This is a genomic window from Ornithinimicrobium jinqii (assembly GCF_045032595.1).
Classification (GTDB): Bacteria; Actinomycetota; Actinomycetes; order Actinomycetales; family Dermatophilaceae; genus Ornithinicoccus.
Genome location: NZ_JBJFZS010000018.1, coordinates 1 through 19,973, shown reverse-complemented (window position 1 = coordinate 19,973; position 19,973 = coordinate 1). Strand labels below are relative to the sequence as shown.

General features: G+C 70.9%; 22 protein-coding genes and 1 other RNA gene. 19 read left to right on the top strand and 4 right to left on the bottom strand.

Annotated elements, in window-relative coordinates; translation table 11 throughout:
- Positions 1–24: 24 nt before the first annotated feature.
- The 7 genes from ACI3ET_RS07825 (at position 25) to ACI3ET_RS07795 (ending at position 4,610) form a co-directional block, all read left to right on the top strand.
- Entirely contained in the window at positions 25–1,254 is a 1,230-nt protein-coding gene (locus tag ACI3ET_RS07825; RefSeq protein WP_405032448.1) for a CpaF family protein, read from the top strand.
- A complete protein-coding gene (locus ACI3ET_RS07820) occupies positions 1,254–2,120 on the top strand; it encodes a type II secretion system F family protein (protein WP_405032447.1) in 867 nt (288 codons plus the stop codon). The genes ACI3ET_RS07825 and ACI3ET_RS07820 overlap by 1 nt, the downstream gene beginning before the upstream one ends.
- Positions 2,117–3,049: a type II secretion system F family protein gene (locus ACI3ET_RS07815; protein WP_405032446.1), complete on the top strand. Its 933-nt coding sequence runs from the start codon at positions 2,117–2,119 to the stop codon at positions 3,047–3,049. Before ACI3ET_RS07820 ends, ACI3ET_RS07815 begins: the two co-directional genes overlap by 4 nt.
- Before the next feature lie 64 nt (positions 3,050–3,113).
- Entirely contained in the window at positions 3,114–3,317 is a 204-nt protein-coding gene (locus ACI3ET_RS07810; RefSeq protein WP_405032445.1) for a hypothetical protein, read from the top strand.
- Positions 3,317–3,706: a TadE/TadG family type IV pilus assembly protein gene (locus ACI3ET_RS07805; RefSeq protein ID WP_405032444.1), complete on the top strand. Its 390-nt coding sequence runs from the start codon at positions 3,317–3,319 to the stop codon at positions 3,704–3,706. The genes ACI3ET_RS07810 and ACI3ET_RS07805 overlap by 1 nt, the downstream gene beginning before the upstream one ends.
- Positions 3,703–4,143: a pilus assembly protein gene (locus ACI3ET_RS07800; RefSeq protein ID WP_405032443.1), complete on the top strand. Its 441-nt coding sequence runs from the start codon at positions 3,703–3,705 to the stop codon at positions 4,141–4,143. The genes ACI3ET_RS07805 and ACI3ET_RS07800 overlap by 4 nt, the downstream gene beginning before the upstream one ends.
- On the top strand, positions 4,140–4,610 hold the full coding sequence (locus ACI3ET_RS07795; protein ID WP_405032442.1) for a pilus assembly protein TadG-related protein: 471 nt from the start codon (positions 4,140–4,142) through the stop codon (positions 4,608–4,610). The genes ACI3ET_RS07800 and ACI3ET_RS07795 overlap by 4 nt, the downstream gene beginning before the upstream one ends.
- A 36-nt stretch (positions 4,611–4,646) precedes the next feature.
- Here ACI3ET_RS07795 and ACI3ET_RS07790 read toward each other — a convergent pair whose 3' ends face one another.
- On the bottom strand, positions 4,647–5,300 hold the full coding sequence (locus tag ACI3ET_RS07790) for an HAD-IA family hydrolase (RefSeq protein ID WP_405032441.1): 654 nt from the start codon (positions 5,298–5,300) through the stop codon (positions 4,647–4,649).
- Positions 5,301–5,328: 28 nt separating this feature from the next.
- On the bottom strand, positions 5,329–5,994 hold the full coding sequence (locus tag ACI3ET_RS07785) for an arsenate-mycothiol transferase ArsC (protein WP_405032440.1): 666 nt from the start codon (positions 5,992–5,994) through the stop codon (positions 5,329–5,331).
- Between the two features lie 194 nt (positions 5,995–6,188).
- Between ACI3ET_RS07785 and ACI3ET_RS07780 the strand changes: the two genes are divergently transcribed.
- Complete coding sequence (locus tag ACI3ET_RS07780; protein ID WP_405032439.1) at positions 6,189–7,685, top strand: nitronate monooxygenase; 1,497 nt, start codon at positions 6,189–6,191, stop codon at positions 7,683–7,685.
- 9 nt (positions 7,686–7,694) lie between these two features.
- Here the strand turns inward: ACI3ET_RS07780 and ACI3ET_RS07775 are convergent, their stop codons facing one another.
- On the bottom strand, positions 7,695–8,243 hold the full coding sequence (locus tag ACI3ET_RS07775) for a DinB family protein (RefSeq protein ID WP_405032438.1): 549 nt from the start codon (positions 8,241–8,243) through the stop codon (positions 7,695–7,697).
- Positions 8,244–8,333: 90 nt separating this feature from the next.
- Between ACI3ET_RS07775 and prfB the strand changes: the two genes are divergently transcribed.
- The 5 genes from prfB (at position 8,334) to ACI3ET_RS07750 (ending at position 14,403) form a co-directional block, all read left to right on the top strand.
- Positions 8,334–9,446: a peptide chain release factor 2 gene (gene prfB / locus ACI3ET_RS07770; RefSeq protein ID WP_405032437.1), complete on the top strand. Its 1,113-nt coding sequence runs from the start codon at positions 8,334–8,336 to the stop codon at positions 9,444–9,446.
- A 2-nt stretch (positions 9,447–9,448) separates the two neighbouring features.
- Positions 9,449–10,951 (top strand): aldehyde dehydrogenase family protein, encoded by a 1,503-nt coding sequence (locus ACI3ET_RS07765; protein WP_405032436.1) that lies wholly within the window; start codon positions 9,449–9,451, stop codon positions 10,949–10,951.
- Positions 10,952–11,117: 166 nt separating this feature from the next.
- Positions 11,118–11,810, top strand: a complete 693-nt coding sequence (gene ftsE / locus ACI3ET_RS07760; protein WP_405032435.1) for a cell division ATP-binding protein FtsE — start codon at positions 11,118–11,120, stop codon at positions 11,808–11,810.
- Entirely contained in the window at positions 11,807–12,730 is a 924-nt protein-coding gene (ftsX, locus tag ACI3ET_RS07755) for a permease-like cell division protein FtsX (RefSeq protein WP_405032434.1), read from the top strand. Before ftsE ends, ftsX begins: the two co-directional genes overlap by 4 nt.
- Before the next feature lie 11 nt (positions 12,731–12,741).
- Positions 12,742–14,403, top strand: coding sequence for a peptidoglycan DD-metalloendopeptidase family protein (locus tag ACI3ET_RS07750; RefSeq protein WP_405032433.1), 1,662 nt, complete (start codon positions 12,742–12,744; stop codon positions 14,401–14,403).
- A gap of 88 nt (positions 14,404–14,491) precedes the next feature.
- Here the strand turns inward: ACI3ET_RS07750 and smpB are convergent, their stop codons facing one another.
- Entirely contained in the window at positions 14,492–14,968 is a 477-nt protein-coding gene (smpB, locus tag ACI3ET_RS07745; RefSeq protein ID WP_405032432.1) for an SsrA-binding protein SmpB, read from the bottom strand.
- Between the two features lie 141 nt (positions 14,969–15,109).
- Here smpB and ACI3ET_RS07740 point away from each other — a divergent pair, with 141 nt between their 5' ends.
- The 6 genes from ACI3ET_RS07740 (at position 15,110) to ACI3ET_RS07715 (ending at position 19,363) form a co-directional block, all read left to right on the top strand.
- Positions 15,110–15,529, top strand: coding sequence for a CBS domain-containing protein (locus ACI3ET_RS07740; RefSeq protein WP_405032431.1), 420 nt, complete (start codon positions 15,110–15,112; stop codon positions 15,527–15,529).
- Positions 15,530–15,645: 116 nt separating this feature from the next.
- Positions 15,646–16,014: a transfer-messenger RNA gene (gene ssrA, locus ACI3ET_RS07735) on the top strand.
- A gap of 411 nt (positions 16,015–16,425) precedes the next feature.
- A complete protein-coding gene (locus ACI3ET_RS07730) occupies positions 16,426–16,728 on the top strand; it encodes a tyrosine-type recombinase/integrase (protein ID WP_405032430.1) in 303 nt (100 codons plus the stop codon).
- Positions 16,729–16,821: 93 nt separating this feature from the next.
- Complete coding sequence (locus ACI3ET_RS07725) at positions 16,822–16,968, top strand: site-specific integrase (RefSeq protein WP_405032429.1); 147 nt, start codon at positions 16,822–16,824, stop codon at positions 16,966–16,968.
- A gap of 437 nt (positions 16,969–17,405) precedes the next feature.
- Positions 17,406–17,714: a monooxygenase gene (locus tag ACI3ET_RS07720; RefSeq protein WP_405032428.1), complete on the top strand. Its 309-nt coding sequence runs from the start codon at positions 17,406–17,408 to the stop codon at positions 17,712–17,714.
- 374 nt (positions 17,715–18,088) lie between these two features.
- Entirely contained in the window at positions 18,089–19,363 is a 1,275-nt protein-coding gene (locus tag ACI3ET_RS07715) for an adenylate/guanylate cyclase domain-containing protein (RefSeq protein WP_405032427.1), read from the top strand.
- Positions 19,364–19,973: the final 610 nt, after the last annotated feature.

The window sequence follows — 19,973 nt, the reverse complement described above, 5'->3', positions numbered from 1 at the left end:
ACACGACACCGGGGAGGACCGGCGATGCGGGGGACTGCTCTGCAGCTGCTCGAGGACGACGTTCGCGAGCTCATCCGGCGGCGACGGCTCGACCCGTCGCGGGACGACGTCCAGGTGCGCGACCTCATCGGCGAGGTGCTCGACGACTACGACGAACGGTCGCTCGTGGGAGGCCTCGTGCCCCTGCCCGACCGGCGTGAGGCCCAGCGGGTGCTCCTGGAGTCGGTGGCCGGCTTCGGGCCGCTCCAGGCCTACCTCGACGACCCCACAGTCGAGGAGATCTGGGTGAACGAGCCCAGCAAGGTCTTCGTCGCGAGGCACGGCCGGTCCGAGCTGACCCCCACCTTCCTGACCGAGCAGCAGGTCCAGGACCTCGTGGAGCGGATGCTGCGCAGCTCGGGTCGCAGGGTCGACCTCAGCAGCCCCTTCGTCGACGCGTCGCTGCCGGACGGCAGCCGCCTGCACGTCGCCATCCCCGACATCACCCGGCGCCACTGGGCCGTCAACATCCGCAAGTTCGTGGTCGCCGCCGACGGGCTGGAGGACCTCGTCCAGCTGGGGACGCTCACCCAGCACGCCGCCGCCTTCCTGGAGGCCGCCGTCGCCAGCGGGCTGAACATCCTCGTGGCCGGCGGCACGCAGGCGGGAAAGACCACGATGCTGAACTGCCTCGCCGCCGCGATCCCGGCGCACGAGCGGGTGGTGACCTGCGAGGAGGTCTTCGAGCTGAAGATCAACCTGCGCGACGTCGCCGCGATGCAGTGCCGGCAACCCAGCCTGGAGGGGGTGGGTGAGGTGCCCCTGCGGCGCCTGGTCAAGGAGGCGCTGCGGATGCGCCCCGGGCGCATCATCGTCGGTGAGGTGCGCCAGGAGGAGAGCCTGGACCTGCTGATCGCCCTCAACAGCGGGCTGCCAGGCATGTGCACGGTGCACGCCAACAGCGCCCGGGAGGCGGTCACCAAGATGTGCACCCTGCCCCTGCTGGCCGGCACCAACGTGTCGTCGTCGTTCGTGGTGCCCACGGTCGCCGCCTCGGTGGACCTCGTGGTGCACCTCGGCCTGGAGGCGGACGGTCACCGACGGGTCCGGGAGATCGTCGCGCTGCCCGGCCGCGTGGAGGGTGACGTCGTCGAGACCTCGGACATCTTCAGCCTGCGCGGCGGGATCCTGGAGCGCACCGACGGCTTCCCCCCGCACCCCGAGCGCTTCGAGCGTGCGGGCTTCGACCTCGGCGCGCTGCTGGGACGGCCCTGATGCAGGGGGCGTTCTGGGGCCTGCTCATGGGCCTGGGCCTGGCCGGCATCTGGTGGTCGTTCTGGCCCCGGCAGGAGCGGACGAGGGTCCGGGCCGGCCGCCGACGACTGGACCGCCTGGGTGACGAGATCGTGCTCGCCGGCGTCCGCGGGCTGGGGCCACGGACGATCGTCGGTTTCGCGGTCGCTGCCGGCCTCGTGGTCCTCCTGCTCGGGTATGCCGTCACGCAGGTCTGGACGGTGAGCCTCTGCTTCGCCGTGATGGCGACGTGGGCGCCCTTCGTGGTCGTCCGCGGTCGCGCTCGTGCCCGTCGCGCCCGCCTGCGCGACCTGTGGCCCGACGTCGTGGACCACGTCCACTCCGCCGTCCGGGCCGGTCTGGCCCTGCCCGAGGCTCTTGTGCAGCTGGGTGAACGCGGACCTGAGGAGCTGCGGGGCCCCTTCGTGGAGTTCGCGCACGACTACCGCGCCACGGGTCGCTTCTCCGAGGCCCTCGACCTGCTCAAGGAGCGGCTGGCCGACCCCGTCGCCGACCGACTGATCGAGGCCCTGCGCATCGCCCGCGACGTCGGCGGCACCGACCTCGGGCGGGTCCTGCGGACGATGTCCTCCTTCCTCCGGGAAGACGCCAGGTCCCGGTCCGAGCTCGAGGCGCGGCAGTCCTGGACCGTCAACGCCGCGAGGCTGGCCATGGTTGCGCCCTGGGCGGTCCTGCTCCTGCTCGCCACCCGCGGCAGCACGCTCGCGGCCTACGGGACCCCGGCAGGCGGGGTGGTCCTGGCCGTGGGTGCGGGGCTGACCCTGGTGGCGTACCGGCTGATGATCACCATCGGGCGCCTGCCAGAGGAGCAGCGGGTGCTGCGATGACCCCTGTCCAGTGGTGGGGTGCCCTGCTGGGCCTGCTGCTGTCCTGCGGGCTCCTGCTGCTCTGGGCGGGCCTTCCGGCGACCCGTCGTGTCGACCTGGCCTCACGCGTAGAGCCCTACCTCGACCGCACGCCCCAGCGCTCCCGCCTCCTGGGCCTGGACGACACGCGACCGTGGCACCTGTCCGACGTGGTGGCTCCTCTCGCCGGACGGGCCGGGTCGCTGCTCGACCGCATGCTGGGGGGTACGGACTCGGTGCGGAGCCGTCTCCTCCGGGCGGGTGACCTCCCGGACGTCGACGGTTTCCGGGTGCAGCAGGTGGGCTGGGGCATCGGCGCCGCAGCTCTCGCCTCGGTCCTGGCTTCGCTGCTGTGGTGGAGTCGCGGCGCGAGCGTCGTCGCCCTCGCAGTGCTGGTCGGGTGCGCCTTCCTGGCGGGGGTGGTCGCCCGCGACGTCCTCCTGAGCCGGGCCGCGGCGCGCCGCGAACGCCGCATCATGGCCGAGTTCCCGGCCGTCGCCGAGCTGCTGGCCCTGTCCGTCACGGCGGGAGAGGGCACGGTGCAGGCGCTGGAGCGGGTCGCGCGTGTCTCGCGCGGCGAGCTGGCGGACGAGCTGGACCTTGCGCTGGCCCACGCCCGCACCGGGGCCAGCCTCCCGGAGGCGCTGCAGGAACTGAGCCGGCGGACCGGGCTCGGTCCGATCGTCCGCTTCGTCGACGGTCTCGTCGTCGCCATCCAGCGTGGCACTCCGCTCGGCGAGGTGCTGCGTGCGCAGGCGGCCGACGCGCGGGAGGCCGCCAAGCAGGGTCTCATCGAGGAGGGCGGCAAGCGCGAGATCTCGATGATGGTCCCGGTCGTCTTCCTGGTGCTGCCCGTGACCGTCCTGTTCGCCGTCTTCCCGGGGGCCTCCATGCTCCAGATCTCCCTCTGACCACCGACCGCCCACCGACCGTCCAGAGACCGACCACCCACCCCCCTCCGAGAGAAGAGACACCATGCACCGCACCCTGACCCTCGCCCTGCCCGCCGTCCTGGCCGCCCGGCTCCGCGCCTGGGCCTCCGAGCCCGAGCGCGGTGACGTGCCGGGATGGGTCCTCATCACGATCATGACCGCCGGGCTCGTCGCGGCCCTGTGGCTGGTGGCCGAGCCGCTGCTGACCGGGATGTTCACCACCGCGGTCTCCAGCGTCGGCGGTTGATGCCGGCGCCCGCCCCGCTGGGGGAGCGCGGGGCCGCGACCTCGGAGTTCGCCATGCTCGCCGGTCTCGTGAGCGTCATCCTCGTCGCGGCGATGCAGCTGGCCTTCGCGCTGCACGTGCACAACACCGCGACCGCCCACGTCGTCGAGGGTGCCCGGCTGGGCGCACGGGCGGACTCCGACCCGCAGCTGGGCGCGCAGCGGGCGCGCGAGCTGATCGCAGAGAGTCTGCCCGGCAGCCGGGGGGTCGCGGTCAGCTCCGGGCGTACCTCGGTGTCCGGCGTCGAGGTGGTGGAGGTGACCGCGACGATGACCCTGCCGGTCTTCGGCCCGTTCGGACCCGCCGACCGGATGAGCGTCACCGGTCACGCCTACGCGGAGGACCAGTGAGCCAGGTGTCCTCCGAGCGCGGCTCAATGACCGTGGAGGTCGCCTTCCTCCTCGTGCTGCTCGTGGTCCCGCTCTTCTACCTCGTCGGCACCCTTGGGAGGCTTCAGGCGGGAGCGTATGCCGTGAGCGCCGCGGCCCGCGAGGCCGGGCGCGCCTTCGCCACCGCGGAGTCGGTCGACTCGGCGACGGGGCGGGCGCAGGCAGCAGCCGCTCTCGTCTTCCGGTCCCACGGCTTCCTCGAGGGCCAGGGCGCTGTCGGGGTCGGGTGCGCAGATCCGGGGTGCCTGCAGCCCGGCAGCGCCGTGCTCGTGGACGCCTCGATCTCGGTGCCGCTCCCGCTCGTGCCGGACTTCATGGCCGGGTCCGTGCCCACCACGGTCAGCCTGACCGCGCGGCACATCGAGCCTGTCGACGAGTTCCGGGGGTCTCCGCCGTGACCCGTGGTGGAGGGGAGCCGTTCGACGACCGTGAGTCCGGTCAGATCAGCATCCTGGTCGTCGGGATGGTCGCGGTCACCTTGACGATCATCCTCAGCATCGTGGCGGTCACGTCGGTGCAGCTGAGTCGGATCCACCTGCTCGACGCGGCGGACGCTGCCGCCCTCGACGCCAGCGACGCGCTGGCAGAGGAGGCCGCCTACACGCAGGGGGTGGCCACCGGCGTGCCGGTCACCAGCTCGACCGTGGTGGAGGCCGCCCACGCACACCTGGCCTCCCGCGAGCGTCCGACCCGCCTCAGCGGCTGGGCGGTCGGGCCAGGTACCGGGACGCCGGACGGTCGGACCGCCGTCGTCGTCCTGACGGGCACGGCTCGGCTGCCCGTCGTCACGCCCGTGCTGTCCTCCTTCGGGGGAGGGGTGACGATCACCGTCACGTCGTCCGCCCGCAGCGACCTGGACCCCTGAGCCGTCCGCACCGGACCGGAGGTCGGTGCAGCGGCTTCAGGGCACGGCGATGCGCACTCCCTCGCCCGAGACGGTGAACCGCACGGCGGACAGGTCTCGGACCACCAGGTCGGCCAGCGGTGCCAGCTCCTCTGCGGTGCTCGTGGTGGTCAGGGCCAGCGTCGCCGCGCCGGCGGCCCGGCCCGAACGCAACCCCGCCGGCGCATCCTCCACCACCAGGCACCGGGCCGGGTCGGCGCCGAGCCGGTCGGCACCGATGAGGTAGGGCTGCGGGTCGGGCTTGCCCACGGTGATGTCGTCCGCGGTCACGAACGCCTCGGGCGGCACGAGGCCCGCGGCACCCAGCCGGAGGATGGCGAGGTCACGGCCCGCAGAGGTGACGATGGCCGCGCGCGCTCCGACCGTGGCGATGGCCTGCTCGGCCCCGGGCAGCGCCACGACGCCGTCCGCGTCCTCGAGCTCGCGGCGGTCGATGTCGGCGGTGGCCGTGTCCGCGTCGAGGTGCGGCGCGACCATCTGCACGATGCCGCGGCTGGGCACGCCGTGGAAGCCGACGAACCTCTCCAGAGGGATGTCGTGGTGCACCGCCCAGGCGTACCAGGCGCGCTCCACGGCGGCACGGGAGTCGGTCAGCGTCCCGTCGTTGTCGAAGAGGACGGCATCGAAGGTCTCCTGGGTGATGTCGCGCACGCGGACATCCTCTCAGGAGCACTGCGGCTCACCGTGCGGCTGCCTCCACCATGCTGGGCGACCTGTCGAGGATGGCCACCTCCAGCTCAGACAGGAGCTCACGGACCCGGGTCTCCAGCACGTCCGCCACGTGACGCACCGTCCCGAGGTCCTGGCCGTGCGGGTCCTCGACGTCCCAGTGCACGGTGCGACGGCCGGCGACCGGCGAGCTCAGGCAGCCGATCAGCACGACCACGTCCGCAGCGTCGACCGCGTCCTCGTTGACGGGCGAGGGAACCGGGTGCTGGAGGTCGACGCCGCGCTCGGAGAGGACCCGGCCCGCGTGCGGGTTGAGAGCGCCGGTCGGGTGGACGCCGGCGGAGCGGACCAGGACGTGGCCCCCGGAGAGGTGCTCGGCCAGCGACGCCGCCATCTGGGACCGACCCTCGTTGTGCTCGCACACGAACAGCACCTTGGGCAGCGGCGACACCGGCCGCCCCTCCGCACGGGCGGTCGCGAGGAGCTCGTCGCGGGCCCAGTGCTCCAGGAGGACCGGGATGAACTCGGGGTGCCGTCCGGTGGCCTCGAGCTCCCGGCGTCCGTGGGCCACGACCTGGGCGACCTCGTCGGGCCCGAAGCGGTCCTTGAAGCGTTCCGTGAGGGTGCGCAGCACCCGCTCCATCGCATGCTCGTACACCTTGCTGAGCAGCTCCATCGGGCACCTCCGTAGATGAACACCACGTGAACTCTCAGTGTACTCCCGGAGACCCTTGCACGCTGCACCGACGTGTCGACCGCCGTGCCCGGCTGGCGGGAGAGACACGCCCAGGGACTTACGCTACCGTAACCTACGCGACCGAAACCTACGCTCTCGTAGGTCCCCGATCCCCGAAGGTGACACCTCCGCGCATGGCTCTAGCCCACACCGAGCACGCCCCGACCCCCCGTCCTGGCCGCGAGCGCCGCCGCCCCGTCGTCATCCAGGGCGGCATGGGGGTGGCCATCTCCGGATGGCGCCTCGCCCGCGAGGTCGCCGGCGCGGGCCATCTGGGAGTCGTCTCCGGCACCGCGATGGACGCCGTGATCTCCCGCGTCCTGCAGGACGGCGACCCGGGCGGCCACTACCGCCGTGCGCTCGCCCACTTCCCGAGCCCGGCGATGGCGCAGCGCGTGCTCGACAAGTACTTCATCGACGGGGGACGCGCCACCGACAGCCCCTACAAGCCGATCCCCAAGCTCACCCTGGAGACTGCGGTCGCGGGCGAGGAGCTGGGCGTGGTCGGCAACTTCGCCGAGGTCTGGCTCGCCAAGGAGGGCCTGGCCGAGGACGCCGTCGTCGGCATCAACTGCCTCGAGAAGGTCCAGATGGGCACGCCCACCGCGCTGTTCGGCGCGATGCTGGCGGGCGTCGACTATGTGCTCATGGGGGCCGGCATCCCCCGCGAGATCCCCCAGCTGCTGCGCTCGCTCGCGGCCGGCGAGGTCGGACGGATCAGCGCCGACGTCGCCGGCGGTACGGTGCGCCGTCACATCGAGGTCGACCCGCGGGGACTCCTCGGGGAGGAGCTGCCCCCGATCGTCAAGCCCGACTTCCTGGCGATCGTCTCGGTCGACCAGCTCGCGACCTATCTGCACCGCGACCCCGACATCCGGCCCGACGGCTTCGTCGTCGAGCGGCCCCCGGCCGGTGGGCACTCCGCGCCCCCTCGCGGCCGTCTACAGCTGGACGAGCTCGGCGAGCCGGTCTACGGAGCCCGCGACGAGGCCGACCTGGACAAGATGGCAGCGATCGGCCTGCCGTTCTGGATGGCTGGCGCCTACGGCACCCCCGAGGGCGTGGCCCAGGCCCTGTCGGCCGGGGCCGTCGGCGTCCAGGTGGGCACGCTCTTCGCCCTGTCCGTCGACTCCGGGCTTGCCCCGGGTCCGCGGGCGCAGCTCATGGACCGGCTTCGCGGCGGCACGCTCACCGTCCGCAACGACCCCCGGGCGAGCCCGACCGGCTTCCCGTTCAAGGTCGCCACGCTCGAGGGCACCGCGAGCGAGCCTGAGGTCTACGAGGCGCGCCCGCGCCTGTGCGACCTGTCCTACCTGCGTCAGCCGTACCAGCGTGAGGACGGCGAGGTGGGGTACCGCTGCGCCGCCGAACCCGTCCACATGTACCTGAAGAAGGGCGGTGACCTGGAGGAGACCGTCGGTCGCAAGTGCCTGTGCAACGGGCTCATGGCCAACATCGGCCTGGGACAGCACCGCAAGGACGGCTACGACGAGGACACCCTCGTCACCCTTGGCCAGGAGCTCGACGGCGCAGAGGAGCTGATCGTGCGCCACCCCGAGGGATGGCGTGCCCTCGACGCGCTCGCCTACCTGCAGGAGCAGCTGCCCGCGGTGCGGCTCGCCTCTGTCTGAGGAGAGCCGCTACTCGCCCGTCTCACCGTCGACGGCCTCGCGCAGCAGGTCGGCGTGGCCGTTGTGGCGGGCGTACTCCTCGACCATGTGCACCAGGATCCAGCGCAGCGACACCTGCGTCTGCCCGCCCCACGCCGGGTGCGTGCCGCCCAGACCAGCGCCGTCCTCCGCGCTCAGTCGAGCGACGACCCCGCGCGAGCGCGTCACCGCCGCCTCCCAGCCCTGGCGCAGGTCGGCAGGGTCGTCCTCCACCGCCGAGCGCCACTCCCAGTCGGGGTCCCGGGTCCCATCGACCCCGCGCCACGCGCCGGGCATCGGCTCCCGTCCGGCCGTGTGCGTGAACCAGTGGTCCTCCACCCAGGCGAGGTGCTTGAGCAGCCCGGCGAGCGTCATACCCGTCGGGTGCAGCGGGTGTCGCAGCCCGTCTGCCCCGAGACCACGGGTCTTCCACTCCAGCGTCGCGCGCTGGTAGTCGAGGAAGCCCAGCAGGGTCTCCACCTCGCCGGCCGCCAGGGGTGGCTCGGGCCGGCCGTGCTCGTCGACGACGATCTGGCTCATGGCGGCGAGACTAGGGCAGGTGTATGCCGTGCGCCGGGGCCGGGCCTCGTCGGGACGGGCCTGCCGACGGGTCGCGTAGGCTAGATCCTCGTGGCCGTGGACTTCGAGAACGACATCAAGGCGCTCCGTTCGACGATGGAGTCGGTGCGTGAGGTGACCGACCTCGACCGGCTGCAGGCTCAGATCACCGAGCTGGAGGCCCAGGCGTCCTCGCCCGACCTGTGGGACGACGTGGAGAAGGCCCAGCAGGTCACCTCGGCCCTGTCGAGGGCCAAGACCGAGCACGACCGGGTCACCGGGATGGACGCGCGGATCGACGACCTCGAGGCCCTCGTCGAGCTGGGGCAGGAGGAGTCGGACGCCGAGACGATGGAGGAGGCCGAGCGCGACCTGGCCAAGCTCCGCAAGGACGTCGAGCTGCTGGAGGTCCGCACCCTCCTCAACGGGGAGTACGACCAGCGTGAGGCCGTCGTGACCATTCGCTCCGGTGCCGGTGGGGTGGACGCAGCGGACTTCGCCGAGATGCTCATGCGGATGTACCTGCGGTGGGCGGAGCGGCACGGCTACCCGACCACCGTGCTCGACACCTCCTACGCCGAGGAGGCTGGCCTGAAGTCGGCCACCTTCGAGGTGAAGGCGCCCTACGCCTTCGGCACCCTGGCCGTCGAGGCCGGCACCCACCGGCTGGTGCGCATCAGCCCCTTCGACAACCAGGGGCGGCGGCAGACGAGCTTCGCCGCGGTCGAGGTCATCCCGCTGATCGCGTCGACCGACTCCATCGAGATCCCCGAGGGGGAGCTGAAGATCGATGTCTTCCGCTCCTCCGGTCCCGGCGGCCAGTCGGTCAACACCACCGACTCGGCCGTCCGGATGACGCACATCCCGACCGGCGTCGTGGTCTCGATGCAGAACGAGAAGAGCCAGATCCAGAACCGGGCCGCCGCGCTCCGCGTGCTGCAGTCACGGCTGCTGCTGCTGAAGAAGGCCGAGGAGGCCGCCGAGCGCAAGGAGATGGCCGGCGACGTCAAGGCGTCGTGGGGCGACCAGATGCGCTCCTACGTGCTGCACCCCTACCAGATGGTCAAGGACCTGCGCACCGGTCACGAGGTCGGCTCGACCTCGGGCGTCCTCGACGGCGACATCGACGACTTCATCCAGGCCGGCATCCGCTGGAAGCGCGGCCTCGAGAAGGCTGCCGACTGACCGTGCCGTCGCACCACACCGGCGCTCCGTCGGGCACCCCGGCCGTGACACCGCTGGACCGGCTCGACCTCGGTGCGCTGCGTCGTACCGTGACCTCCGGCGTCTCCGCCGACCTCCGGTGGCGCCGGGCCCACCTGGGTGCGCTGCGCCGGCTGGTCGTCGAGCACGAGGCCGAGCTGCTGGACGCCCTCGTCGCCGACGTCGGCAAGCCGCGGCTCGAGGCGCGGTTGACGGAGACCTACGTGAGCGTCGAGGAGATCGACCAGCTGCTGGCCCACCTGGAGGAGTGGACGGCGCCCCGGCAGGTGTCCCTGCCGCTCATGCTCCGTCCCGGCAGCGCCCACGTGGAGCTCCAGCCCAAGGGCGTCGTCCTGGTCATCGGGCCGTGGAACTACCCCCTCAACCTGCTCGTCTCCCCGGTGGCCGGTGCGCTGGCCGCCGGGAACACGGTCGTGCTCAAGCCCAGCGAGCACGCGCCCCGTCTCGCTGCTCTGGTCGGACGTCTTGTCCCGCTGTACTTCCCGGCCGACGTCGCGCAGGTCGTCACCGGCGGTGTCGAGGAGACGACCGCCGTGCTCGAGCACCGCTTCGACCACATCTTCTTCACCGGCTCCGACCGGGTGGGGCGCATCGTCATGCGCGCCGCCGCCGAGCACCTCACGCCGGTGACCCTCGAGCTCGGCGGCAAGTCCCCGACGTTCGTCGACGACAGCGTCGACCTGGCCGTGGCGGCGCGGCGGATCGTCTGGGGCAAGTTCACCAACGCGGGGCAGACGTGCGTGGCCCCTGACCACGTGCTCGTCACCCGACCCGCCCGGGACCGGTTGCTCACGGAGCTGGCGGCGGCGGTGCACGAGTTCTTCGGCGACGACCCTCGCACGAGCCCGGACCTCGGCCGCATCGTCGACGCGGGGCAGCACGCGCGGCTCGTGGAGCTGCTCCGCAGCGCTGGTGGCACGGTCGTCGTGGGTGGGCAGCACGACGCGGGCGACCGCTACCTCGCGCCGACGGTGCTCGCCGACGTCGACCCGGAGGCTCCGATCATGCAGGAGGAGATCTTCGGCCCCGTCCTGCCCGTTCTCACCGTCGCCGACCACGACGAGGCCATCGGGATGATCACCTCCCGCGCCCACCCGCTGGCGCTCTACGTGTTCTCGGAGCAGGACGACGTGCGCGCGGCCTTCGCCCTGGGCACCACGTCGGGGGGTATGGCGTACGGGGCGACCGTGGTCCACTTCGGCGTGACGCAGCTGCCGTTCGGGGGAGTCGGCGCCTCCGGCATGGGTTCCTACCACGGGCGCGCGTCGGTCGAGGAGCTCAGCCACCATCGGTCGGTACTGGACAAGCCCCTGGGACCGGACACCCTCAGGGTTCTCTACCCGCCCTTCGACGGGCTCAAGGGACGGGTGGTCGGCGCGGCGACGGCCCCCGGACGGCCCCGCCGGCCCGCAGTCCTGCTGCGGGAGGGTCTGGCCGCGCTGCGCGGGATCGTGCGGCGCGGCTGAGGGGAGGACTCCTCCCGCGCGACCCGGTGGCTGCGGAAAGGTGGCGTGCCACCCCTCCGGCGTCGCGCTGATCCAGTGCCGCGCGCGGTCAATACCAGATCTCACCAGTCCCGTCCGTTACCGTGAGTCCCGACCGTCCCCCCTGTCACGGAGCCCTCCTCGCGCGATGATCACCCTCGAGAACGTCAGCCTGCGCTACGCCAAGGGCGACCCCTGGGCGTTGCGCGAGGTGGACCTCGACGTGACCCGTGGGGAGTTCTGCTTCGTGGTCGGACAGTCGGGGTCGGGCAAGAGCTCCCTGCTCCGGCTGATCATCCTGGAGCACGAGCCGACGAGCGGGCGGGTCCTCGTGGCCGGACACGACCTCGGCGAGCTTCCCCACCGGCGGGTACACCTCCTGCGCCGCCAGATCGGCACGGTCTTCCAGGACTTCCGGCTGCTCTCGGGCAAGACCGTCTACCAGAACGTCGCCTACGTGCTGCAGGTCCTGGGCGCGCACGGCCACGAGATCCGGCAGCGGGTCCCCGAGACCCTCGCCCTCGTCGGGCTCCAGGACAAGGGTCGACGGTTGCCGCACGAGCTCTCCGGCGGCGAGCAGCAGAGGGTGGCCATCGCCCGCGCGATGGTCAACAAGCCGCCGATCCTGCTCGCCGACGAGCCGACCGGCAACCTCGACCCGGACACCAGCGGCGAGATCGTCGCGATCCTGGACCGCATCAACCACTCCGGCACCACCGTGCTCATGGCCACCCACGACACCACCATCGTCGACCAGTTCCGCAAACGCGTCGTCCAGCTGCACGAGGGTCAGGTCGTGCGCGACCAGGCCGAGGGCGGCTACCGGCAGGTGAAGCCGTGAGGGCGGGTTTCCTGCTCGGCGAGGTCGGCAACGGGTTGCGCCGCAACGCCTCCATGGTCGTCTCCGTGGTCCTGGTGACGATGGTCTCGCTGTTCTTCCTCGGCATCGGGCTGCTGTCCCAGGCGCAGGTGAGCACGGCGCAGGGATACTGGTACGACAAGGTCCAGGTCTCCATCTTCCTGTGCACCCCCGACGCCACCGAGGTCGCCTCGTGCGCGGACGGCGCGGTCACCGAGCAGCAGCGCCAGCAGATCGCCGCGGACCTCGACGGGCTCTCGCCCCTGGTCACCGAGTACTTCTACGAGTCGAACGAGCACGCCTACGACCGCTTCCGGGAGCAGTTCCGCAACTCCCCGGTGCTGGACTCCATCCCCCAGGAGGCCATCCCGGAGTCCTTCCGGGTCAACCTGTCGGACCCCAGCAAGTACGAGGTGATCCGCGCAGCCTTCGAGCAGGCGCCGGGCGTCGAGAGCGTGGAGGACCAGCGCGAGGTCGTCGACCGGCTGTTCGCCTTCCTCCGCGTGCTGAGCCTGGGGGCCCTGGCCCTCGCCGTCGCGATGGTCGTCTGCGCCGTCCTGCTCATCTCCACCACCATCCGGATGACGGCCTGGACGCGTCGGCGCGAGACCGCGATCAAGCGCATGGTCGGTGCCTCGTCCTTCTCGATCCACCTGCCGTTCATCCTGGAGACGGTGATCGCCACGCTCGTGGGTGCGGCGCTGGCCGTCGGCCTGCTGTGGGCCACGGTCCGCTACGGGATCACCGGGTTCCTGTCCGAGCTGCTCGCGGGGGAGAGCGGCCTGATCAGCCTGGTCGGGGAGCGCGACCTGTGGCTGATCACCCCGTTCCTGGTCGGTGGGGCCCTCCTGCTGGCCGTCGTCACCTCGTGGTTGGCGCTGCACCGCCACGTGAGGGTCTGAGGAGAAGCACCATGCCAGAGCACACCACCGTCCGCGGTCGTCGCGTCCGATCCCGCCTGCGCGGAGCCCTCGTGCTCGCCGTCGCGGGTGCGGTCCTCGGCGGCCCCGCCCTCGCTGCCGACCTCGACGACATCCGCGACCGGATCGACCGCGTCGAGCAGCGGGAGAGCCAGGCCGAGCGGGACCGGAGGACGGCTCAGGAGCAGGCCACCGACCTCGGCGTCGAGCTCGACAACACCACCGAGGCGCTGCAGGCCGCCGACGCGCGCTGGCGCGAGACCACGGCCAGGGTCGAGCAGGCGCGCGTCGTGCTGGCCGAGGCCGAGGCCGACCTCGCCGACGCCGAGGACGAGGCGGAGCGCATCGAGTCCGAGCTCGCCGTCGCGCGGGCCAACGAGGCACAGATCGAGGACCGGCTGGAGGTCAACGAGACGGAGCAGTCCGAGAGCCGCTCCACGGTCGGAGCGATCGCCCGGGAGAGCTACAAGCAGGGGGGTATGGGGTCGCTCGCCACCACGCTCGACCTCCTCTCGGGAGAGGCGGACGCGGTCGACGAGATGGCGATGGCCCGCACCGTCCTGCGCGTCCAGGACCAGCAGATCCGGCAGCTGGCCACCCAGGAGGCCCAGCAGGTGGCCGAGCAGGACCGGCTCGCCGGGGTCCGGAACGACATCGACTACCTGCTGGCGCTGGCCGAGGCCAACGTCGTCGCCAAGGACCAGGCCCGGGCGGCCGCGGACGAGGCCAAGACCGGGCTGGAGGCGCTCGAGGTGCAGCAGGCCGAGGACCTCGCCGACCTCGAGGCGGAGAAGGCCCGCGTCCTGGCCGAGCTGGAGGCCGAGCAGAAGGTCTCGGACGACCTGGCGGCGGAGCTCCAGGAGCTGGCCAGCACCAAGCACGGTCTCGTGGCGCAAGAGCAGGCGGAGGTCCAGCGCATCGCCGAGGAGGAGGCGCGGCGCAAGGCGGCGGAGGAGGCCCGTCGTAAGGCCGCGGAGGAGGCAGCCGCGAAAAAGGCGGCCGAGGAGCGGGCCGCGCAGCGAGCCGCCGAGCGCGAGGCTGAGCGGCAGCGTGCTGCTGCCGCGGACGCGCAACGGCGGGCGGACGCATCCGCGCAGGCCGAGGCCCAGCGTCGGGCCGGCGCGGCCCAGGCGGAGGCCGACGCCGCCGCCCGGCGGGCCCAGGAGGCCGCGGCCCAGGAGGCCGCGGAGCGCGAGGTTGCCCAGGAGCGAGCCTCCCGTGACCAGCAGCGCGAGCAGGCGGCGGCGCAGGCGGTGTCCGGCAGCTACCTGTCCTACCCGATGAACGCCCCGATCACCAGCGAGTTCGGCATGCGCCTGCACCCGGTGCTGGGCATCACCGTGCTGCACTCCGGCACCGACTTCGGCGCCGCCTGCGGGACCCCCGTGCTCGCCGCCGCGGACGGCGTCGTCCACTCCACGCCCTACGACAACAGCCGCGGCAACTACGTCGTCCTCGACCACGGGGTCCAGCGCGGCGTCAACCTCACGACGGCGTACCTGCACCTGGAGAGCTTCGCGGTCTCCGCCGGCCAGTCGGTCGGCCGGGGTCAGGTCGTCGGCTACGAGGGCACCACCGGGACGTCGACCGGCTGCCACCTGCACTTCGAGACCCGTGAGAACGGGACCCCGGTCAACCCGCGCTCCTGGCTCTGACCCGCCCTCCACGACCGGACGCGCCGGGTGACCGCACCGGACGCGCCGGGAACCGCGGCGGCCACGCCATACCCCGGGTCCGAGGGTGTCAGCCGTGCTGCTTCAGGTGCGCCGACATGGCGCGGTCCGCCTCGCGGAGGTCCTGGCGCTCGCGTAGCGTCTGCCGCTTGTCGTGCAGCTTCTTGCCCTTGGCCAGCGCGATCTCGACCTTGGCCTTGCCGTCCTTGAAGTAGAGCGACAGCGGGATGATCGTGTGCCCGGCCTGCTCGGCCTTGGAGACCAGCCGGGTGATCTCGTCGCGGTGCAGCAGCAGCTTGCGCCGGCGCCGCGCGGCGTGGTTGGTCCAGTTGCCCTGGGAGTACTCCGGGATGTGCACGTTCTCCAGCCACAGCTCGCCGCCGTACTCGGTGGCGTAGCCGTCGGCCAGCGACGCACGCCCGTGCCGCAGTGACTTCACCTCGGTGCCGGTCAGCACGAGGCCGGCCTCCACGGTGTCCTCGATGAGGTACTCGTGGTAGGCCTTCTTGTTGTTGGCGATGACCTGGCGGCCGGTTTCCCTTGGCATGACCGGGTCAGTCTAGGTGAGCAGCATGTATGCCGTCGCCAGCGTCTCCGCCGCTGCCCGTCTGCAGTTGCCGGGCCGCTCCGCGCGGGGGAGGGTGGGAGGGTAGGTGAGCGATTGACCCCGACCGACGCCAGGAGCGACATGACGACCGCACGCGAGATCATGACCACGCAGATGCACACCGTCACGGAGGACCAGTCGGTCGTCGATGCCGCCGCGCTCATGCGGGACCACGGCGTAGGGGCGCTGCCGGTGCTCTCGGCCGACGGCTCGCTGGTGGGCATCGTCACCGACCGCGACATCGTCGTGTCGGCCGTCGCGCAGGGCGCGGATCCCTCGACCACGACCGTGGGCCCGCTGGCCGGGGGCATCGTGTCGACGGTCGGGCCCGACGAGGACGTCGACCGCATCGTCGACACGATGGGCGACCAGCAGATCAAGCGACTGCCCGTCCTGGAGGAGGGACGTCTCGTTGGGATGATCAGCGAGTCGGACCTGGCGCGGCACGTCTCCGACGACAAGGTCGCCCACTTCGTGCAGATGGTCTACGGGCGGGGCTGAGCGACGCTGACGCAGGGCCGGGAATCTGTGTGGACCCCGGTGTGTTGACCACGTAGACTGAACAGTCCCCCCTCGGGAGGACTTCTTGACAACTGCACAGCATGAGGCACCCCCACGGGGGTGATCGGTTTCGACGTTGCACGGTTCTTCAGGAGAAGCGGGTCGAGGATGCAAGGTCAACTCGTCAACGCTCCTTGCGAAACCAATAGCTGCCAATTCTTCGCGCAGCGACTTCGCCCTCGCCGCCTGACGGCGGGCTTCGAAGTCTGTCAGCCTGAGCTAGTTTCCGACTCAGTGTCTGGCATCAGCTAGGAAACTTGCTGCGTGATCATGTCGAGGGATCACGCGGGACTTTACTCGACTGGGCCTGTCAGGGAACGTGTGCGCGCGAGCCCTGGGGCCGAGAAAATCTGTAGCGCACTGCACCCGGAGAAGTCCTGTTTTCCCGGTAACGGACGCGGGTTCGATTCCCGCCACCTCCACCCACGTGTCTCATGCTGTGCGAGTCGTCGCACGTCAACCCCCAGAAATCCGCCGGAACGGCGCGGATCTGGGGGTTTCGTGTGTCCGGATAGGAGTGGTCAGAAATATGCTCACGGGGGCACCCAAACTGACACAGAACTGACACACCTGGTCCGATCCGGAGGCGGAACACGTGAGCACGAAGGAAACGAGAGCCCCCCGCCTCGCGGCATCGTCCAATTCGGAGGCCGCTACCGGGTGCGGATGGACTATCAGGGGAAGACCCACTCCCTCGGGGTCTACGACACCATCACCGACGCCAAGGCGCTGCACATCGCGAGGGCAGATTCGGCACGAGGGATGTTGTTCCGCCCACGGAGCGGAGGGCCGAACGGCAGGCCGCCGCTACGCGGGCCGAGTCGTAGGCATTGACCGTGGGGGCGTGGGCCGAGACGTGGCTGGCCAGAGTGGAGGCCGACCCCCACCGCTCGCGCGCCACCGTTATCTCCTACCGCTCGGTGCTCAGGAACCACGTCCTCCCAGAGCTGGGGGACATCAGGCTGGTCGAGCTGACGACTGAGCGCGTCGCCGAGCACCTGGCCACGCTGGCCCGGCGTCCCTCGCGACGCCACCCAGGTGCCTGTGTCAACGGAATCGCACCCAACACCGTGATCGTGCTGCGGTCCATGCTCAACGCTGCGGTGAAGGCGAAGGCCGGGGGGACTGGAGCGCCTTGAGTTCCCGGCGGCGCCCAAGCACCGCCGGGTGCGCCCCGAGGACGAGCACGGGGACGTGGCCTCCCCGGATCAGGTAGGGCGTTCACGGAGGCGATGCCGCCGCACCTGCAGATCGCGATCCCCCTGGCCGCCTGGTGCGCGCTGCGCATCGGAGAGCTTCTGGGACTGGAGCGCAGCGACCTGGAGCACCTGGACGACCCCTGCGCGCGGTGCTCCACGTCCGCAGGCAGTGGAACGTGAAGGGCAACGCACTGACGCCGCCCACGGCGGACAGCGTCAGGACGATCGCGCTCCCCGAATCGCTGCTGCCCGCCCTCCGGCACCATCTGGAGACCTACACCCCTGCGGGACGAACTGCCCCGGTCCTCGCGGGCCGCGGCGGAGATGCTCCACCCCCGTTCCCGCAGCTGCACGAACCGCGCACGCTTGGCCGACAGCGGACGCCGCCCCGGCCCCTTCTTCACGCGACGAGACAATGACCTCACGACCTCGAACTCTAGGGAGGTGTTGCGACAGTCGCTGGAAACCACCCCGCCGTTGACAGATGCTTGGCGTCCACTCTCACGCCGGCCTGGTTGACCCGCCGCGGCCGGCCATGGGACGGCGGACACGCACGCGGTGGACGGGCCCGCTCGTCCTGCCCGAGACTGGACAGACCTGACACGAAGGCCACACCCATGAACACGCTGCTGTACTTCGAGTTCCCATCCGACGGTCCTTACGGGCAGGAGGCGGCCGTCGCATACGCAGACCTCGCTGCAGACATCTCCGTCGAGGACGGGCTGATCTGGAAGGTCTGGACGGAGCAACCCGAGACGTCGACGGCGGGAGGTGTCTACCTCTTCGAGGACCCCGAGTCCGCCGCACGCTACGTCGAGAAGCACACAGCGCGGCTGGCCGGTTTCGGAATCACCGACATCACGGCCAAGGAGTTCGCCGTCAACGAGCCGCTCTCCGAAACCACGCGAGCGGCTCTCCGCCGCTGAACCTCCTGGGCCATCGGTGGCCACCCGGTCTAGCAATCGCATGGACATGTCTCCCTAACGACCCCGCCGATCTCGACGGGTCACGTGCACAGATCTGCCGCCAGGAGCGTGGTCGCATGCCTGAGGCAGCGCAACGCTTCCTGCTTGGTCATGTCCTCGGCTCGGTTCTTGTCGTAGTAGCCCTGGCCAGTGGAGTCGGTCAGGCGGATCTGTGCCGGCGATGCGGTGCAGCGCGCAGCCTGGTCGGTCTGTTGCCCGACCAGGTCAGTCGTACGTTTCCATCGGTGCGTGCGGACATCAGGGCCACGTGACCGTCGACTGTCATCGCTTGAGACTCGGGCTGAAGCGCTTCGCGGCGGGCGTAGGCTGCCCCCGTGTCAGACATCGGCGGAGCTCTCAGCCGGCTAAGTCTGAGGTTCCTCGATCCGGCGCTGGAGCGCGACTATCAATCGACGGTTGCCGCATCGAACGGGCAGCAGCTTCGGATGGGGATACTGGCCGGCCTCGCCCTATGGCTGTCCGGGATGGTGCTCATCCCATTGGCGCTCAGTGTCGACACCGCGGTCGTCGCACTGATCTGCGCCGGTATGGCCGCGCTCAACGTGGTTGGCTATCTCGCGACACGGTGGGCGACGACGCTTGACCGTCAACAGGTCATCGGGCTCACGTTGAACGGGTCGGCCGGACTGGCCGTGCTCGTCTTGTCCGAGACCGTGGGCATGGACGAGTCCTTGGCGGCACCGGCCATCCTGCTCGTCGCCATCTTCGCCTTCGTCGTCCTTCGCCTGCGGTTCATCCTCGCCTTCGTGGCCGCCGGCACGTATCTGGTCGGGTTTGCAGTTGTCGTCGCGGCCCGTCCGGCTCCGGCGGCCATCCTAGAGCTCTTCCTGGTCGCTGCAGCCATTGTCGTCGGGCTCGCGGCGACCTATCTTCTCGAGCAAGGCGCACGCGACGTCTTCGCGCAACGTCGGTTCATCGAGACGCAAGCCGTCGCTCTGGCCGAGGCGCACGCGACATCCGAACGACTGCTGCTCAATGTCCTGCCAGCGAAGATCGCCGAGCGCCTGGAGGCGGGCGAGACGACCATCGCCGACTGGTTCGACGACGCGACCGTACTGTTCGCAGACCTTGTTGGGTTCACCCCGCTCGCCACCCGCCTGGAGCCGCGCGCGACTCGCGATCTGCTCGATCGATTCTTCACCGGGTTCGATGAGCGGGCCGAGCGCCACCGGCTCGAGAAGATCAAGACCATCGGCGATGCGTACATGATCGTGGGCGGAGTGCCGGAACCCTCCACGGGTCATCCAGCGCGAGTCGTTGCGTTCGGCCTGGATCTGTTCGATCTCGTGGCGCTGGTGGCAGCCGACCTCGGCCTGCCGCTCGCCCTGCGGATCGGCATTCACACGGGTCCGGTCGTGGCGGGCGTGGTCGGCACGCACAAGTTCAGCTATGACCTGTGGGGCGACACGGTCAATGTGGCCAGCCGCCTGCAGTCGCACGGGGTCGCGGGTTCGCTCCACATCAGCGAGACGACCTGGCTCCGCGTCCGTGAACTTGAAATGGTCCAGGCTTCCTCGCGTGGCCCGATGGAACTGAAGGGACGTGGCTCGATGGCGACATTCCTTGCTACTCGTCGGTCGGTCGCCTGATGATCCCACTCCACTCGCCGACCACGCCTTGAGACCAGCCCAACCCACATCGCTGACCACGAGGGTTGGCGGGTCGGGGACGGCTTCGCGCCAGCGATAGCGTCGAGCTCGTCCGCGAGTCCGTGCGCATGGTCCGGGAGGAGCTGATCGAGACCGAGGCCGCACAGGTGATCGCGCGCGACCCGGTACGAGCGCACCCCGGACCGCGTGACCGAGCGCAACGGGACCCGCCCCAAGCTGTTGACACCAAGGGCGGCGAGCCGCCACCAGGAGTGGGCCAGCAGGACGCCGACGACCGCGATGGCGCTCGGGCATAGGCCCACCATGCAGAGGTGCGGGCTGCCTGTGAGCCTCATCCGGCCCTCCACGAGGCCCTACCTGACCACTGGACGGGACGGGGCCCCTGCGGCGTCCACACTCCGCCCGGTCGGAAGATCTCGAGTAGCACTCGGGTGAACCTCCGCAACTGGCACCCCTCTATGTGGGTCTGTCCGATGAACGGTGGTTCTGGTGTTCATCTCAGAGGTTCTCCGCGGCCGGCATGCGGTCGGCGAAGGTGACGGCGAAAGCGTTGAGCGCGGGCTTCCACCGCATGGTCCATCGTGCCTGC